The sequence below is a fragment of the Methylobacterium sp. W2 genome, assembly GCF_020662345.1.
Classification (GTDB): domain Bacteria; phylum Pseudomonadota; class Alphaproteobacteria; order Rhizobiales; family Beijerinckiaceae; genus Methylobacterium.
This window is the reverse complement of the sequence record NZ_VMOA01000042.1, coordinates 1-13,547: the sequence shown is the minus strand read 5'-3', so window position 1 is coordinate 13,547 and position 13,547 is coordinate 1. Positions and strand designations below refer to the sequence as shown.

13 protein-coding genes and 2 pseudogenes are annotated in these 13,547 nt (G+C 66.1%); 2 read left to right on the top strand and 13 right to left on the bottom strand.

Features of this window, described 5'->3' with window-relative positions; genetic code table 11:
- Window positions 1-53: 53 nt before the first annotated feature.
- Complete coding sequence (locus tag FPV16_RS20090; RefSeq protein WP_227440136.1) at window positions 54-1,133, bottom strand: YeiH family protein; 1,080 nt, start codon at window positions 1,131-1,133, stop codon at window positions 54-56.
- Window positions 1,134-1,277: 144 nt separating this feature from the next.
- Here FPV16_RS20090 and FPV16_RS20085 point away from each other — a divergent pair, with 144 nt between their 5' ends.
- Window positions 1,278-1,520, top strand: a complete 243-nt coding sequence (locus FPV16_RS20085; protein ID WP_227440135.1) for a hypothetical protein — start codon at window positions 1,278-1,280, stop codon at window positions 1,518-1,520.
- Here the strand turns inward: FPV16_RS20085 and FPV16_RS20080 are convergent.
- From FPV16_RS20080 to FPV16_RS20025, 12 genes and pseudogenes are all read right to left on the bottom strand, one after another.
- Window positions 1,504-1,941 (bottom strand): transposase, encoded by a 438-nt coding sequence (locus FPV16_RS20080; RefSeq protein ID WP_227440134.1) that lies wholly within the window; start codon window positions 1,939-1,941, stop codon window positions 1,504-1,506. The genes FPV16_RS20085 and FPV16_RS20080 overlap by 17 nt on opposite strands.
- A gap of 112 nt (window positions 1,942-2,053) precedes the next feature.
- Window positions 2,054-2,340, bottom strand: a pseudogene (gene tnpB / locus FPV16_RS26330) (IS66 family insertion sequence element accessory protein TnpB).
- Window positions 2,289-2,561 (bottom strand): transposase, encoded by a 273-nt coding sequence (locus tag FPV16_RS26460; protein WP_227440133.1) that lies wholly within the window; start codon window positions 2,559-2,561, stop codon window positions 2,289-2,291. The pseudogene tnpB and the gene FPV16_RS26460 overlap by 52 nt, the downstream one beginning before the upstream one ends.
- A gap of 243 nt (window positions 2,562-2,804) precedes the next feature.
- Window positions 2,805-3,059: a hypothetical protein gene (locus FPV16_RS20065; protein WP_227440132.1), complete on the bottom strand. Its 255-nt coding sequence runs from the start codon at window positions 3,057-3,059 to the stop codon at window positions 2,805-2,807.
- 218 nt (window positions 3,060-3,277) lie between these two features.
- The gene (locus FPV16_RS20060) at window positions 3,278-4,561 is read right to left on the bottom strand and encodes a M16 family metallopeptidase (protein WP_227440131.1); all 1,284 of its coding nucleotides are present in this window, start codon (window positions 4,559-4,561) and stop codon (window positions 3,278-3,280) included.
- 20 nt (window positions 4,562-4,581) lie between these two features.
- The gene (locus tag FPV16_RS20055) at window positions 4,582-5,895 is read right to left on the bottom strand and encodes a M16 family metallopeptidase (RefSeq protein WP_227440130.1); all 1,314 of its coding nucleotides are present in this window, start codon (window positions 5,893-5,895) and stop codon (window positions 4,582-4,584) included.
- Between the two features lie 43 nt (window positions 5,896-5,938).
- Window positions 5,939-6,802 (bottom strand): TonB family protein, encoded by an 864-nt coding sequence (locus tag FPV16_RS20050; RefSeq protein ID WP_227440129.1) that lies wholly within the window; start codon window positions 6,800-6,802, stop codon window positions 5,939-5,941.
- The gene (gene exbD, locus FPV16_RS20045) at window positions 6,799-7,236 is read right to left on the bottom strand and encodes a TonB system transport protein ExbD (RefSeq protein ID WP_227440128.1); all 438 of its coding nucleotides are present in this window, start codon (window positions 7,234-7,236) and stop codon (window positions 6,799-6,801) included. The genes FPV16_RS20050 and exbD overlap by 4 nt, the downstream gene beginning before the upstream one ends.
- A gap of 6 nt (window positions 7,237-7,242) precedes the next feature.
- On the bottom strand, window positions 7,243-8,265 hold the full coding sequence (gene exbB, locus FPV16_RS20040; RefSeq protein ID WP_227440127.1) for a tonB-system energizer ExbB: 1,023 nt from the start codon (window positions 8,263-8,265) through the stop codon (window positions 7,243-7,245).
- A 224-nt stretch (window positions 8,266-8,489) separates the two neighbouring features.
- Window positions 8,490-9,611: a PLP-dependent cysteine synthase family protein gene (locus FPV16_RS20035; protein WP_227440126.1), complete on the bottom strand. Its 1,122-nt coding sequence runs from the start codon at window positions 9,609-9,611 to the stop codon at window positions 8,490-8,492.
- A gap of 43 nt (window positions 9,612-9,654) precedes the next feature.
- A complete protein-coding gene (locus tag FPV16_RS20030) occupies window positions 9,655-11,763 on the bottom strand; it encodes an ABC transporter ATP-binding protein/permease (protein ID WP_227440125.1) in 2,109 nt (702 codons plus the stop codon).
- Between the two features lie 202 nt (window positions 11,764-11,965).
- Window positions 11,966-13,303, bottom strand: coding sequence for a TonB-dependent siderophore receptor (locus FPV16_RS20025; RefSeq protein WP_227440124.1), 1,338 nt, complete (start codon window positions 13,301-13,303; stop codon window positions 11,966-11,968).
- A gap of 129 nt (window positions 13,304-13,432) precedes the next feature.
- Between FPV16_RS20025 and FPV16_RS20020 the strand changes: the two are divergent.
- Window positions 13,433-13,547 (top strand): annotated as a pseudogene (locus FPV16_RS20020) (IS3 family transposase); the annotation flags it as partial.

Here is a 13,547-nt window from a genome sequence, read left to right as displayed (position 1 = left end):
GTCACCACTCCCGGTCGGCTCGGCACGCTGTCTTCTCACCGCAGATAAAGTGGTCAGGAGATGCCGAGGACCCGGATGAGGATCAGGCTGATGGCCAGGAGGACGGCGAGAGAGCCGGTGACGGCCAGGGTCACCCGGCCGCCCATGCGCGCCAGGACCCGGACATCGACGCCGAGACCGAGGGCGGCCATGGACATGATCGTCAGGAAACCGGCGAATTGCTTGACCGGACCGGAGGCTGCCTCGGGGATCAGGCCGAGGGAGCGCAGGGTCGCCAGCCCGAGGAAACCGAGGATGAACCAGGGCACGAGCTTGGTGAAGCCGAGCCGCGCCGGCGGCGTCGTCCGAACACCGTCTTCCGGGGGCAGCCGATGGGCGATGAGCGAGAACGCGATGACGACGGGCCCGAGCATCAGCACCCGCACCAGCTTGACCAAGGTGCCGACCTGGGTGCTGAGCAGCCCCACGGGCACGGTGGCGGCGAGCACCTGAGGCACGGCATAGACTGTAAGGCCCGCCAGCACTCCGTACTGGTGGTCCGATAGACCGGCGAGAGGAATGAAGAGGGGCAGGCCGAGGACCATTAGCACACCGAGCACGGCGGTGAAGGCGATGGAGCCGGCGACGTCCTTGCTGTCGGCCCCGATCACCGGCGCCACGGCGGCGATGGCCGAGTTGCCGCAGATGGCATTGCCGCAGGCCACGAGGATCGCCATCCGGGCCGGCAGGCCGAGGCCCCGGCAGATGGCGTAGCTCGCGGTGATTGCAAGGAACACCGTGCCGACGATGCCGGTGAGCAATGCCGGTCCCGAGGCGACGATGGCGCCGAGGCTGACGGAGGCTCCCAGCAGCGTCACGGCCAGTTCGAGCAGCTGCTTGGCGCTGAAGGCGATCCCCGTACGGAAGCGCTCGCCCGGCATCCAGACGGTGCGGATCGCGATGCCGAACAGGATCGCGATGACCAGCGCTTCAATATAAGGATGCCCGGTAGCGCGCTCCTCCCAGGCCTGGATGGTCATGGCGATTCCGGTCACGGCGAGGCAGAGGGCGATGCCTGGCAGAAGCGTCGATCGCCTGCGCGATGTGGCTGCCCTTGCCGAGACGGTCGGATTCGAGGTTGCCTTCACGCACATTCTACCTGCTCGGAGATGCCTGCCTGCTCGCCAGAAAGGAACTTCTGCCCCGATCGTTAAAAAGAGAAAACCACTCTCTATACCGTCGGAAATTCAAAAAGCTCATCCATTGATCGGTAGCAGGCAAAGCCCGATGTTCTGGTCATGACCACGCGTTCAAACGTCAACGCCATCAGCTTCGACCCATACGGTGAGCCGTTGGGAGAAGATCGCACCCCACTCATGGTGCAGGGTGATTGGCGGGCACGCAATGCCGCTATCGTTGTCTTCTGGACCTTGGCCCTGACACTGATTACGGTCCGGATCTATTTTAGCGATCATCCACTTGGCCAGACCCTGGCCCTTGCCCAGGCGCAGATTGAGTCGTTTGTTACGGCAATCCGCTGACGTGACGTGTAGGACCACCGATCAACAGGGGGCTGCGAGACCCAGCGTGCCGGGATCGGCTCCAGGGTCTCGATGACGTCCTCGCCGAGAGGGCGCAGGCGTGTTCCGCCAAAGTAGGCTCAGGTCGTCGGGCCGGGATGGATGAGGCGCTAGCGCGGCAGATGTTCGGGCAGGGGCCACGCGCACGCTTGCGCAGGGAGGACGTCGTGGCGGCGTGTGCCTTGGGCTTGCTGGTCGCCTCCGCGTCCATGTTGGCCAGCGTGTCCTCCAGATCCTCCAGCGTCAGTTCGAGCCGGTCGATCCGGGCGCTGCGTTCCGAGGAGGTCCCGAAGCGCTTCCATCGCAGCCGGGCGACCTCCTGCTTCAGCCGTTCGACCGCGATCTCGGACAAAAGCCGCGCCGCCCGCTCGGCTAGGATCATGGCGTCGGCGGCGGCGAGATCGGTGACGGCTCAGGCGCGTCGGGCACGCACCGCGAAGAGCATATTGCTCAGTTGTTGTAATGCGTTATCCTCAGTCAACGGCGCTTGGACGTCAGCTCTGCTGAGGCATCCGGCAGTCGATACCCGAGAGGAGGCAGCCGCGTTGGGCCGTCGAGATCGCCACGGCTCCGTCCGCCACCGTTGGCCACAGGAAACGGCCGCGGTCGAGTCGCTTGGTGTACAGGCACGCGCCTTGGCCATCGTGCCAGATCGCCTTTCGCCGCGCCAGCCCCGGAACACGAGCAGGTGCCCGCAATGGGGATCGCGCTTCAACGTCTTCTGGACGATCAGGCCCAGACTGGAGAAGCCCTTGCGCATGTCGGTGTGGCCGGTCGCCAGCCAGACACCGGTCTTAAACGCCGCGCGCGACGGCGCTGGGCCGCAGCACCAGGGGCATTCGACGGCAAAGCCGGAAGTACCGGCGACGGCTCCGGGGTGATCGTAACGGGCACGAAGACCGGGGCCTGCTCGTCCCCGCCCAAACGGCCTTGCCGAGCTTGGCGTCGCCACGTGGACAGCAGACCCTGGGCGATCCCGTGCCGGCGTGCCACCGAACACACCGATACCCTGACCGCGTACGAGCTTCGACGATCCGCACCTTGTCCTCAAACGACCCGCGCCGCCGTCGTTCGGTCCCCACCAATAACCCGACCCGCTGACCTCAACGCCAGCATTCAGGTCAGCCTTCAGCCGAGTGCGCGATGCCGTCGAGCGCGGCCATCGCCGGATGCCCACGCTGGATACGTCGACGACTTGGCTGTCGCTCCCTCGATGGAAACGGCTTCAGGAGTGATCGGATCACGCTACTTGCGTGGGCCGGGGACCGTAGCAGCCGGGATCACGGAGGGCTCGCCGGCCGGGACCGCGATGCGGCCGGTCAGCGGCCGAAGAGCGACGTTGATCGGCGCGATGGCCGTATCGATGGCGCGCAGGCCCTCGTTGATCGGAGCGACGATGATACCGACCGGTGCGAAGATCGCGCCCATCACGTTGGGTCCGAAGGAACGGCCCACCTTGCCGACCGGCGCCTCCAGCGGAACCTCGGCCGGGTTCGACACGAGGGCGCTGCGCGTCCGCTCGATCCCCGTGCGCTCGGCCTCGGCGAGTTCCGGCGGCCGCGGCGGTGTCCGGTTCTGCGCCAGGGCCGCGCTCGCAGCACCATCATCATGCCCAGGCTTGCCGTCATGATCGTTTTCATGATCTTACTCTCCGTTCCGTGGCCGTGGCCAGGATGGTTGCCCACTGTCGAGACTGCCCAGACCGGGCGTCGTCCGGTTCACAAGCCAGCCGGCTCGCCGGCGGCCGTCACGAGCAGCGCCCCGTCGCCGAACAGGCGTTCGATGGCGCGGGCCGCGTCCGCCTCGGTCACGGCCGCGATCCGCCGGTTGCGCTCGTCGAGCCAGCTCGGATCGCGCCCGTCAAACTTCAGCCCGAGCAGCAAATTGGCGATCGAGCGGGACGTGTCGAAGTTGAGGCCGTAGGAGCCGGTGAGGTAGCTCTTGGCCGCTTCGAGTTCATCGGCGCCGACCCCCTCCTGCACGAGCCGAGCGACCTCCCCCTGGATCACGCCTAGGGCCTCCCCCGCCCGCTCGTTCGGCGTCGCGGTGGCGCCGAGGAAGGTGGTGCCTCCGTCATTGAAGCGCAGTATCGACCAGACCGAGTAGCAGAGCCCGCGCGCCTCGCGGACCTCCCGGAACAGGCGGGAGCTGAAGGCTCCGCCGCCGAGGCAATGGTTGACCACCACGGAGGCCATGGCGTCCTCGTCGGCTCGCGGCAGGCCGGGGCGGCCGAAATAGATCGCCGTCTGCGGCGAGGGCATCGACATCACGAAGCGCTCCCCCACATGCGCCAGGGCGCAGGATGGCAAGGGGGGCATCGCGCCGCCGGGAAGCTCGACAAAGGCGCTGTCCAGGAGCTGTCCCAGGGCATCGGCGCTGACGGCGCCGACCACCGCGATCTCCAGGTTGTCCCGTGTGAGCAGGGTCTCCTTCAGCGCGACGATGTCCGTCCGGGTGATCGCCGGGAGGGAGGTGAGGTCACCGCCGGTCGGGCGCCCATAAGGATGGTCGGGAAACCCTTGCGCGAACAGCGCGGTCATCGCCACGTGATCGGTCTGTGCCTGAGCACTCCGAACCTGGGCGCAGGCCGCGTCCCGTATGCGGTCCTGATCGGTCTGCGTCAGGAGCGGATCGCGCAACGACAAGCCGAGAAGGTGAAAGGCCTGGTTCGCGTTGCGGGCGAGGGTCCGAAGCGATCCCCGCAGGCTCTCGGTCTGGGCCGAGAAGGACAGCTGGACGGCGCTGTCGCCCAAGGCGCGCCGGAACGCGCTGCCGTCGAGGTTCGAGGCTCCCTCGGTCAATAGGTCGGCGAGCATCCGGGCCGTGCCGGCCTTGCCGGCGGGGTCACGGGCGGCGCCGCCACGGAAGCCGAAGCCCATCGAGAGGATGGGGAGGGTGTGATCCTCGAAGAGCCAGGCCGACACGCCCCCGGGACTCGTCACGCGCTGCACACGATCGGCATAGGATCTGACCATGGCGGCCGGATCGACGGAAAGATTCATGGTCAGGGGTCTCATGCGGATCAGGCCGCTTCCAAGAGGTAGCCGGACACACCGGTTTGCCGGTCGAGCATCCGGAGTGCATGGCCTAGGGCTTCGGGTGTTACGGCCTCGATAGTGTCTTGCCAGGCGTCGAGGTCGGCGATCGAGAGGCCGCAGCACAGCGACATGCCGTACCATTCGGCGAGCTGGACCTGGCTGTCGCGGGCATAGAGGGCCCTCGCGACGATCTGGGTCTTGGCCCGCGCGATGTCCTCCGCGGCGAAGCCGTCGGTCTGCGCGGCGAGCAGAGCCCCGTCGACGGCCCGGTCAAGGACGTCTGGCGCGATCCCGGCGGCGGGCGTCCCGTGGATGTGGAAGCTCGCCTGATCGTAGGCCGTACCCCAATAGACGGCATGGATGCTGGTGCAGCCGAGGCCGCGCACGAGGCGCTCGTGGAACAAGGAGGTCTCGTCGCCGCCGAGGAGGAAGGCCAGGACCTCCAGGGCCTCGGCCTCGCCGGGCGCTCCGGTACGGGACGAGGGAACCGCGTGGAGCCGCTGCAGGAGTGGCTGTTGAACCTGAGCGTCCCGCAGGGTGATCGCCCGATGGGTCCGTACCGGCGGATCCTGCACGCGTCCGCGCAGGGGGGCGGCCACGGCCGCGGCCTTCGCACCGTAGATGCGGGCCGCCATGTCGAACACCGCCTCCGGATCGGCATCGCCGGCCACGACCAGGATGGCGTTCGAGGGAGTGTAGTAGCGCCGGTAATAGGCCAGTGCCTCGGCGCGTCCGAGGGCCTCGATCTCGTGCCGCCATCCGATCACCGGCCGGCCGCTGGGATGGGCCGGGAAGGCCGCCGCCTGCACGGCTTCCTCGAGGAGACCGGCGGGATCGGCCTCGCAGGACATCCCGCGCTCGGCCAGGACGACATCCCGCTCGGAGGCAACGACCGCGTCGCTGAGAACGAGGTTGGTCATCCGGTCGGCCTCGTACTCCATGCACATCGTAAGGTACGGCGCCGGGACCCGCTGGAAATAGGCCGTGAAATCATGCGACGTGAAGGCGTTCTCCTGCCCGCCGATGGCGGCGAGGCGATCGCTGAACTGCCGGGGGGGATAGCGCTCGGTGCCCTTGAACATCAGGTGTTCCAGGAAGTGGGCGATGCCCGACTGGCCCATAGGATCCTCGGCCGCACCGTTCCGGTACCAGACCATGTGCGTCACGATCGGGCTGCGCCGGTCGGGGATGACCACGATGTCCATCCCGTTCTCGAGGCGGCGGGTCGCGACAGCGACCGGGTCGGCCTCGCCCTGGGCGGGGCTGGGTCGGGTCTGGCGCGTCAGGGACTGTGTCATCGAAAACTCACGTCTCGCGATTGGTGAATGTGTGGGGTGCCGCTCACTGGCGGAAGTTCAGGGGTACCGTCAGCACGGTGGTCTTCCCCCCCGGCGGGGACGGATAGGGCGCGGCGCGGTACATCACCGCGACGGCCTCCGCATCGAGAGAGGCGTTCCCCGAGGAGCGCACCAGCCGGACACCCGAGGCGCCGCCATTTGCGCCGAAGGTTACGCTGATCACGGCGACGCCGGATTGCCCGCATGCATCCGAGGGGAAGCGCTTCGCCCGCACGATCTTGCTGCGGACTTCGTTCTGCCAGCTTGCGCGAGACGCCTCGCTGACTGCGGAGCCGGCAGCCGAGGCGGCCGTGACGTCGGCGGTCTGTCGGTCGGATTTCGGACCGCCGCCGCTCTTCGAAGCCACCCGGGGCTTTTCCTCGGGCTTCTTCGGCTTGTCCTTCTTCTCCACCGGCTTTTTGATCGGCTTCTCCGGCGGCTTCTCGACCTTCTTCTTCGGGGGTTCGAGCGGCTTCGGCGCGAGCACGGCCTGTGACACCACGTCCGGCGGCGGGGGCGGCGCGTCGGGAATCAGTTCCGGCGCTGGCGGGGGTGGCTCCTCCGCCTCGATCGTCTCGACCTTCTGGCTCTCCGCCGTCGGCGGCGTCTCGGAGGCGTTGTCGACCTCCGACTTGGCCGAGACGGCGATGGGCGAGAGGTTGATCATCACCGCCGCGGGCATCTGCGGCGTCGGCTCCGGTGGAGTCCCCGTGCGGGTGAGGAACAGATAGAGCCCCACATGCAGTCCGAGGGTCACGGAGGCGGTGGCGCCCCAGATCAGGAAACGCACCAGACGCGAGGCCTCGTCATCGAGAACCCGCGGCGTCACCCGCGGAAGGATGAAGGACCCGGGCGGCGGTTGGATCATGGCTGCGTGCCGCCTGAAACGTCCTCGAGACCGACGAGGCCCACTTTGAGGTATCCGGCGGCCCGCAGCAGGTTCATCACCTGCATCAGCTCGCCGTAGGGGACGCCCTTGTCGGCCCGAAGGAAGATACGCTCGTCCTTGTTGCCCTTGGCCAGCGCATCCAGCGCAGGTCCCAGGGCCGGACGGGCGACGATCTCCTCACCGAGCGCGAGGGCGAGATCGGACTTGACGCTGACGAAGATCGGCTTTTCCGGCCGGGGCTGTTGGGGGGCGGCCGAGGTCGGCAGTTCCACCGCCACGTCGACGGTGGAGAGCGGAGCGGCGACCATGAAGATGATGAGGAGGACGAGGATCACGTCGATGAACGGCGTGATGTTGATCTCGGAATTCTCCACCAAATCGTCGCTGCTATCGGAACCAAGACGTACGGCCATGTTCGGTTACTCCGCTGCGAGGCGCACGCCGGCGTGCCGGTTCTGGTAGAGACCGGATTCGCGCCGATCGAGGTCGCGGGAGAGGTGCCGCATGATCAGCGCCACCGCGTCGCCCATCCGGGTCCGGTAGCCGCCGATGGAGCGGGTCAGGGCGTTGTAGATGACCACCGCCGGGATGGCGGCAACGAGGCCAATACCGGTCGCCAGCAGGGCCTCGGCGATACCGGGTGCCACCACGGCGAGGTTGGTCGTGTTGGAATTCGCGATGCCGATGAAGCTGCCCATGATGCCCCAGACCGTGCCAAAGAGGCCGACGAACGGACCGATCGAGCCGATCGAGGCCAGAATACCGGTGCCGCTTGCCATGCTCTTGCTCTCGGCCACCTCAACGCGATGGAGGGCGATGGCGACGCGTTCCTTGATACCCTCGCTGGGCAGGCCTTGAGAGAGCCCGAGTTCCTCCTCGGTCTCCACGAGCAGGCGTAGGCCGACGCCGCGATGCACGCGGGTACAGGCCTCGGACAGGCTTGCGGCGGTGCGGATGGAGGCCACGGCCCGGTTGAGGCGACGCTTGGCGAGGACCAGCCCGACGATCTTGCTGAATAGGATGGTCCAGGTCGCCACCGAGGCCAGCGCCAGGCTGATCATCACGGCCTTCACGACCGGGTCCGCGTTCCAGAACATACCCATCGGGGAGAGGTCGTGGGACTTCTGCTTAACCGGAACCGCCTTGGCGGACGCGGGGGCCTCGCCGGCGACCGCGACAGGACCGGACGAAAGCGCTGCGGGAGCGGCCTCCGGGGCCACCGGAACGGCTGGCTCCATGGTCGCAACGGGGATGGCCGGACCGCTCGAGACAGCGGGCGCCTCGGCCGTCCCAACTGGGCGGACATCCTGTGCCAGGGCTGGGGTAAGGACTGGGGCGAGACCGACTCCACTCACCAGCAAGACCACCGCCGCAATCCGGAGGATGGATCGGACGACGGTGCTTTCCGGCCCGTTCGGGTTTGCGCGCTTCGAAATCGGCATCGCGTTCCAACCTCCGTCAATCCTGCCGTCATCAGGGTTTCAATGCTGTTGTGAGACGAGACGGCGGAAGCGACAGCGCCCGGAACGATTTTTTATCCCTTGCCCGGAACAGATCCGGACTTGGGGTTTCACGTGAGCTGGCGGCGACTGAACGGGGCGCCGGAATCGCACGTGCAGGGCTTGGCCTTATCGACGACCACCTGGGCGCGCCGATCTCGCGGGTCTCAGGCGTCGGTCTTCGTGTCGGGGGAGCTGCCGTGGGCGAGGAAGGCCACCATGCCCGTATACGGGGTTTTCCAGTCGATGCCGCGCGCCCGCGTCCAGGCCTCGTCGAGATGAGTGCTGCGATAGCGATCGCCGGAATCGCAGAGCAGCGTCACCACCGAACCAGTCTCGCCCCGCTCCGCCATGTCACGGATCAGCAGGGCGGCCGCCCAGAGATTTGCCCCGGTGGAGCTGCCGCATGAGCGCCCGAGCTTCTCGGCGAGGGCGCGGGCGGCGCCGAGGCTCGCGGCATCCGGCACGGCGATCCAGCGGTCGATGAGCTGGGGTAGGAACGAGGGTTCGAGGCGGCTACGGCCGATGCCTTCGAGGATCGAGCAGGGGCCGGAGACCGTCGTCACCGCCGGATCGGAGAGATGGCGGTGGAACACCGAGGCTTCCGGATCGGCGAGGCACAGTCGCGTGGGATGGCCCCGGTAGCGCACGAATCGGCCGATCGTGGCCGAGGTGCCGCCGGTACCGGCGCCGACCACGAGCCAGCGCGGAATTGGAAATCGCTCGCGGGACATCTGGTCGAAGATCGATTGGGCAATGTTGTTGTTGCCCCGCCAGTCGGTGGCGCGCTCCGCATGGGTGAACTGGTCCATGAAGTGGCCGCCGGTCTCGGCGGCGATCCGGGCCGCCGCGACGTAGACCGCGCCTGGATCCTCCACGAAGTGGCAGCGCCCGCCGTAGCGGGTGATCTCCGCGACCTTCTCGGCCGCCGTGCTCGATGGCATGACCGCGACGAAGGGCAGGCCGAGAGCCTCTGCGAAATAGGCTTCCGAGACGGCAGTCGAGCCGCTCGATGCCTCCACGATGGTGGTGCGTGGGCCGATCCAGCCGTTGCAGAGGCCGTAGAGGAAGAGCGAGCGGGCGAGGCGGTGCTTCAGGCTACCCGTGGCGTGGGCGGATTCGTCCTTCACGTAGAGATCGATGCCCGGCAGGCCGCCCAGGGGCACCCGGAGCAGGTGGGTATCGGCGCTCCGGGCGGCCTCGGCTGCGATCAGCGCGAGGGCTTCGGAGAGCCAGGCCCGCTCCACGGGGGCGCCGTCCGCGCGGGCGGGGATTGCGGTCGGGGACATGCTGCGTTCCGGGTTTCGCGAGATGGACAGTGTGTGCGGTGGTTCATTCGGCCGCGACGGTTCGCGCGGATTCGGCCGCCTGACGGCCGTCGCGTGGCGCATCGAGCGCGGGATCGAGGCTCGGTTTCAGTGCGATGCGGCGTGGGTGGAACGCCGTGAGGCTCTCGCGATGGCCGATGGAGATCAGGGTGGTCTCGGGCAGACGGCGCGCCAGGGCGGCATAGATCTGCTGCTCGAAGGCGTCGTCCAGGGCGGCCGTGGCCTCGTCGAGGAAGAGCCAGGCGGGCCGGCTCAGGATCGCCCGCGCAATCGCCAGGCGTTGCTGCTCGCCGCCGGAGAGGCGCTGCGCCCAGATGTCGTCGCGGTCGAGGTCCGGCGCAAGATGGCCGAGCCCGACATCCTGCAGGGCCTCGACCACCGCGTCATCGTCATAGGCCCCGGCGGGGCGAGGATAGCTGACGGCGGTCAGGAGAGTGCCGGAGGGCAGGTAGGATTTCTGCGGCAGGACCAGGATGTCGGCGTCGCGCGGCCGGGTCAGGGTTCCGCTCCAGGAAGGCCAGATGCCGGCCAGGACCCGGAACAATGTGGATTTGCCGGTGCCGGACGGGCCCGTGATCAGGGCGTTCTCCCCGGCGGCGAGGCGCAGCGACGGCATCCGCGAGAGGATCGTCCCGTCCGGCAGCCGGATCTCGGCATTGGTCAGGGTGATCGCGTCGGCCTCCCCGGTTGTCACGGTCCCGCCCATCGGCCTGTGGACCACTGAGAGGGCGGTGTCGAAGGAGGTGAGCCGATCGAGGACGGATTTGAGTTCCGCCATGGCGGGGAACGCCGAGATCAGGAAGGAGAGGCCCATCGTAACGGCGAAGAAGGCGTTCGACACCTGACCGGCCTCACCGAGGGTGATCTGCTTGGTGAAGAAGAAGGCACCGATCACGATGTGGGGTATGTAGACGTTAGTTCGTTCGAATAGGGAGCGGAAGAAGTCAATCAACGTATTGACTCTCGTCAACGCGTAAAAATTCGCTCGGACCAAGCCGAACTTACCGGCCATCAACTGGAGTTCGGTCGGCGCCCCCTTCATGAGGGCGATCTGCTCGCCGTACTCCCGCAAGCGCGAGAGGCCGAAGCGGTAATCGGCCTCCATGTGCTGGCGCTCGAAGGCCAGGACCGGCAAGCGCCGACCGGCGATCAGCATGCCGGCTGTGGAGACGATGGCGTAGAGCAAGGCGATCCAGAAGAAGAAGCCCGGCACCGGGATGGTATCGGTGACCTTGGCGGATAGCCCCCACAGAATGATCGTATAGGCCGACAGCGAACTCACCTGGGAGATCAGCGCGATCGTTAGGCTATGGACGCCGTGTCCGCCGTGCAGTCCGCCATTGATGAAGCGCGGGATGTCCTCCTGAATCCGCTGATCCGGGTTGTCGGCCTCCAATTCGCCAAGGGACAGGCGGTAATGGGCATCGGACCCGAGCCAGCGATCTGCGTAGTCCGTCGTAAGCCAGTTGCGCCAGCGGAACGCCAGATGCTGGGTCGTGTAGTAATCGATTGTCTCGGAAATCATGAAGGGGACCAGCAGCACAGGAAGGTCCCAAAGGAGCGTGCGCCAATACGTAGCCGAATCACCGGTCATCATCGCATCGGACGTGGAACTGAAGAGCAGGAGCAGCTGGATCGAGAAGAAGACTCTCAGCTGGACGAACAGGATGCTCAGGGCGAGGAGGGTGGCGGCGACGGAGCGCTCGCGCAGGGCGCCTACGAAGCGGATCTTGAGACGATCGTCGTTGCGAAAGTACCGGTCGACCACGGTCATGGCGCGCCGCACGATTGCGATACGCGTCACGAGATGGACCAGGATGCTGAAAATCGCGACCGAGCCGACGAGACTCGCCGGAACCCGAAGGCCCGCTAGGCTCTCGGGCCAAAGTCCGGCGGCGTCCGCGCAGGCACAGAGCCCGAATACGAGCGTCTCGATCGCGAAGAAGCGGAGGATGATCTTCAGATAGATGGAGAGGCCGCCTGACCATCCGACCGCGGCGGCGGCGGCGGCGACGAACCCCGCGACGATGTAGAGATCCGGGCGTACGGCCTGATCGGCGACGAGGCAGGTCAGAAGACCGAGACAGGCCATGGCCGAAGCGATGATGATCATGTGTCCCACTCGCGGAGGATCCACGCGCGAAGACCGCGCGCGACGGCGCCCCGGTTTCGTGTGGCTTTCCGTCAGGCTGTGCAGACCTTTGAGGGCCGGACCGCCCGAAAACCGCCGAAGCGGCGGCCTCCCCGGGAGGTCCGCGACATCGACGGAACGTCGTCGTGTCGTCGGGCCAAGCCTGGCCCGACGCGATGAGGCCTCAGAACTTGTACCGCGCCGTCAGCAGTGCGCTACGGCCCTGGCCGACGCCGACGTAGTCACCGAGGTAGGAAGGCTGAAAATAATACTCGTTGGTCAGGTTGTTGATTTTGAGACTGATCGAATAGTCGTCTTTCTCGTATCCGATCATGGCGTTGAAGACCGTGTAGCCGGGGACTTTGTAAAGGACCCCGGTAAACTCGTTGATGATGCTGTCCGTCAGGCTGCGCGAGCCGAAGCCGAAGGTGAGACCGGCATAGGGCGAATCCTGGACCGTGTAGGTGATCCAAGTGCTGAACGTGTTCTTCGGGATGCCGCTGGCCGGCGCGCCGCCATTCACCTTGCCGCTGTAGGTCGCGTTGACGAAGCCGTAGCTGGCGATGAGGTTGAGGCCCGGCAGGATCTCGCCCTGTGCCTCGACCTCAAAACCGCGGTTCTTCTGGCCCTCGACGAGGATGTAGCGTGCCCGCTCAATGTCGAACGGGTCCGGCACGGCCACGTTGGTCAGGGCGATGTCGAAGAAGGCGCCGCTGACGGTGAGGCGCTTGTCAAACCAGAAGGTACGCAGGCCCGCCTCTGCCTGGTCGCTGTATTGCGGCGGCAGGACGCCGGAACGGCTGATGGGGTTCGCCTTGAAACCAGTGTTACGGCTGCCATAGACGGTCAGCCAGTCCGTGACGTCGAAGGCCGCTCCAGCCGTCCAGGATAAGGTCGAGGCCCTGTTCTTTTCGACCCCGTAGGAAAGCACGAAGTCGTCGCCAACTTGATTGAACTGGTTCTGACCGAGCGACTGCAGGAACCAGTCGTTGCGGACCATTCCCAGAATATGGAGTCGGTTGTCGAGCGTATCGATCTTGTCGAGGAAATAAACGCCCTGCGTCGTGTATTTTGTGTCGAAACCAAAGTACAGCTCGTCTGGCCTAAAAAGTGGCTGCCGCGGTATCAGATTGATACTCTGAACGATGGCCCTATCCTCAAAGTTAAGCGACGATTTGAACAATTGGTCGCCGCGTTGAAAATCGTATCCGACCTTCAGCGTCTGTTTGGCGAAGCCGGCATCGTAGGTTCCGGTGATGTCGAACTGGTTGGTCAGGTCGGTGTAGCGATCCGAGCGCGCCAATTGAGCGGCACCGATCCCCGGACCCTCGAAAAAACGATTGGCATCATAAATATTTGGCTGGATACCGTTGCTGAAGCTCCAGTTCTTATTGAAGCTGTTGTTGATCGTGAGGTCCAGTCCGCCAAACGTCCCGAGATTATGGGAGAATTTCGAGTAGATTGTCGTCGACTCGATATCCGCGTGTAATCTTTCATTGATCAATCCGGCGTCACGCCGCACTCTCGCGATGCTCGTGCCGCCAAAGGCCCGGTTCGGAATGATCGTGTACAGGTTCGGAGCCTGTGACCTGACCGGCTGGCTTTGGACCGGGCTGATTGAGAGGATCAGCCAGGACTAAAGGAGCTGGACATGAAGCGAGGTCAGAAGACGGGTGCGGAGCAGGTGGTGCTGAAGCTGCGCCAGATTGAGGTGCAGACGGCCCAGGGTAAGAGTTTGGCGATAGCGTGCCGGGAGGCGGGGATCT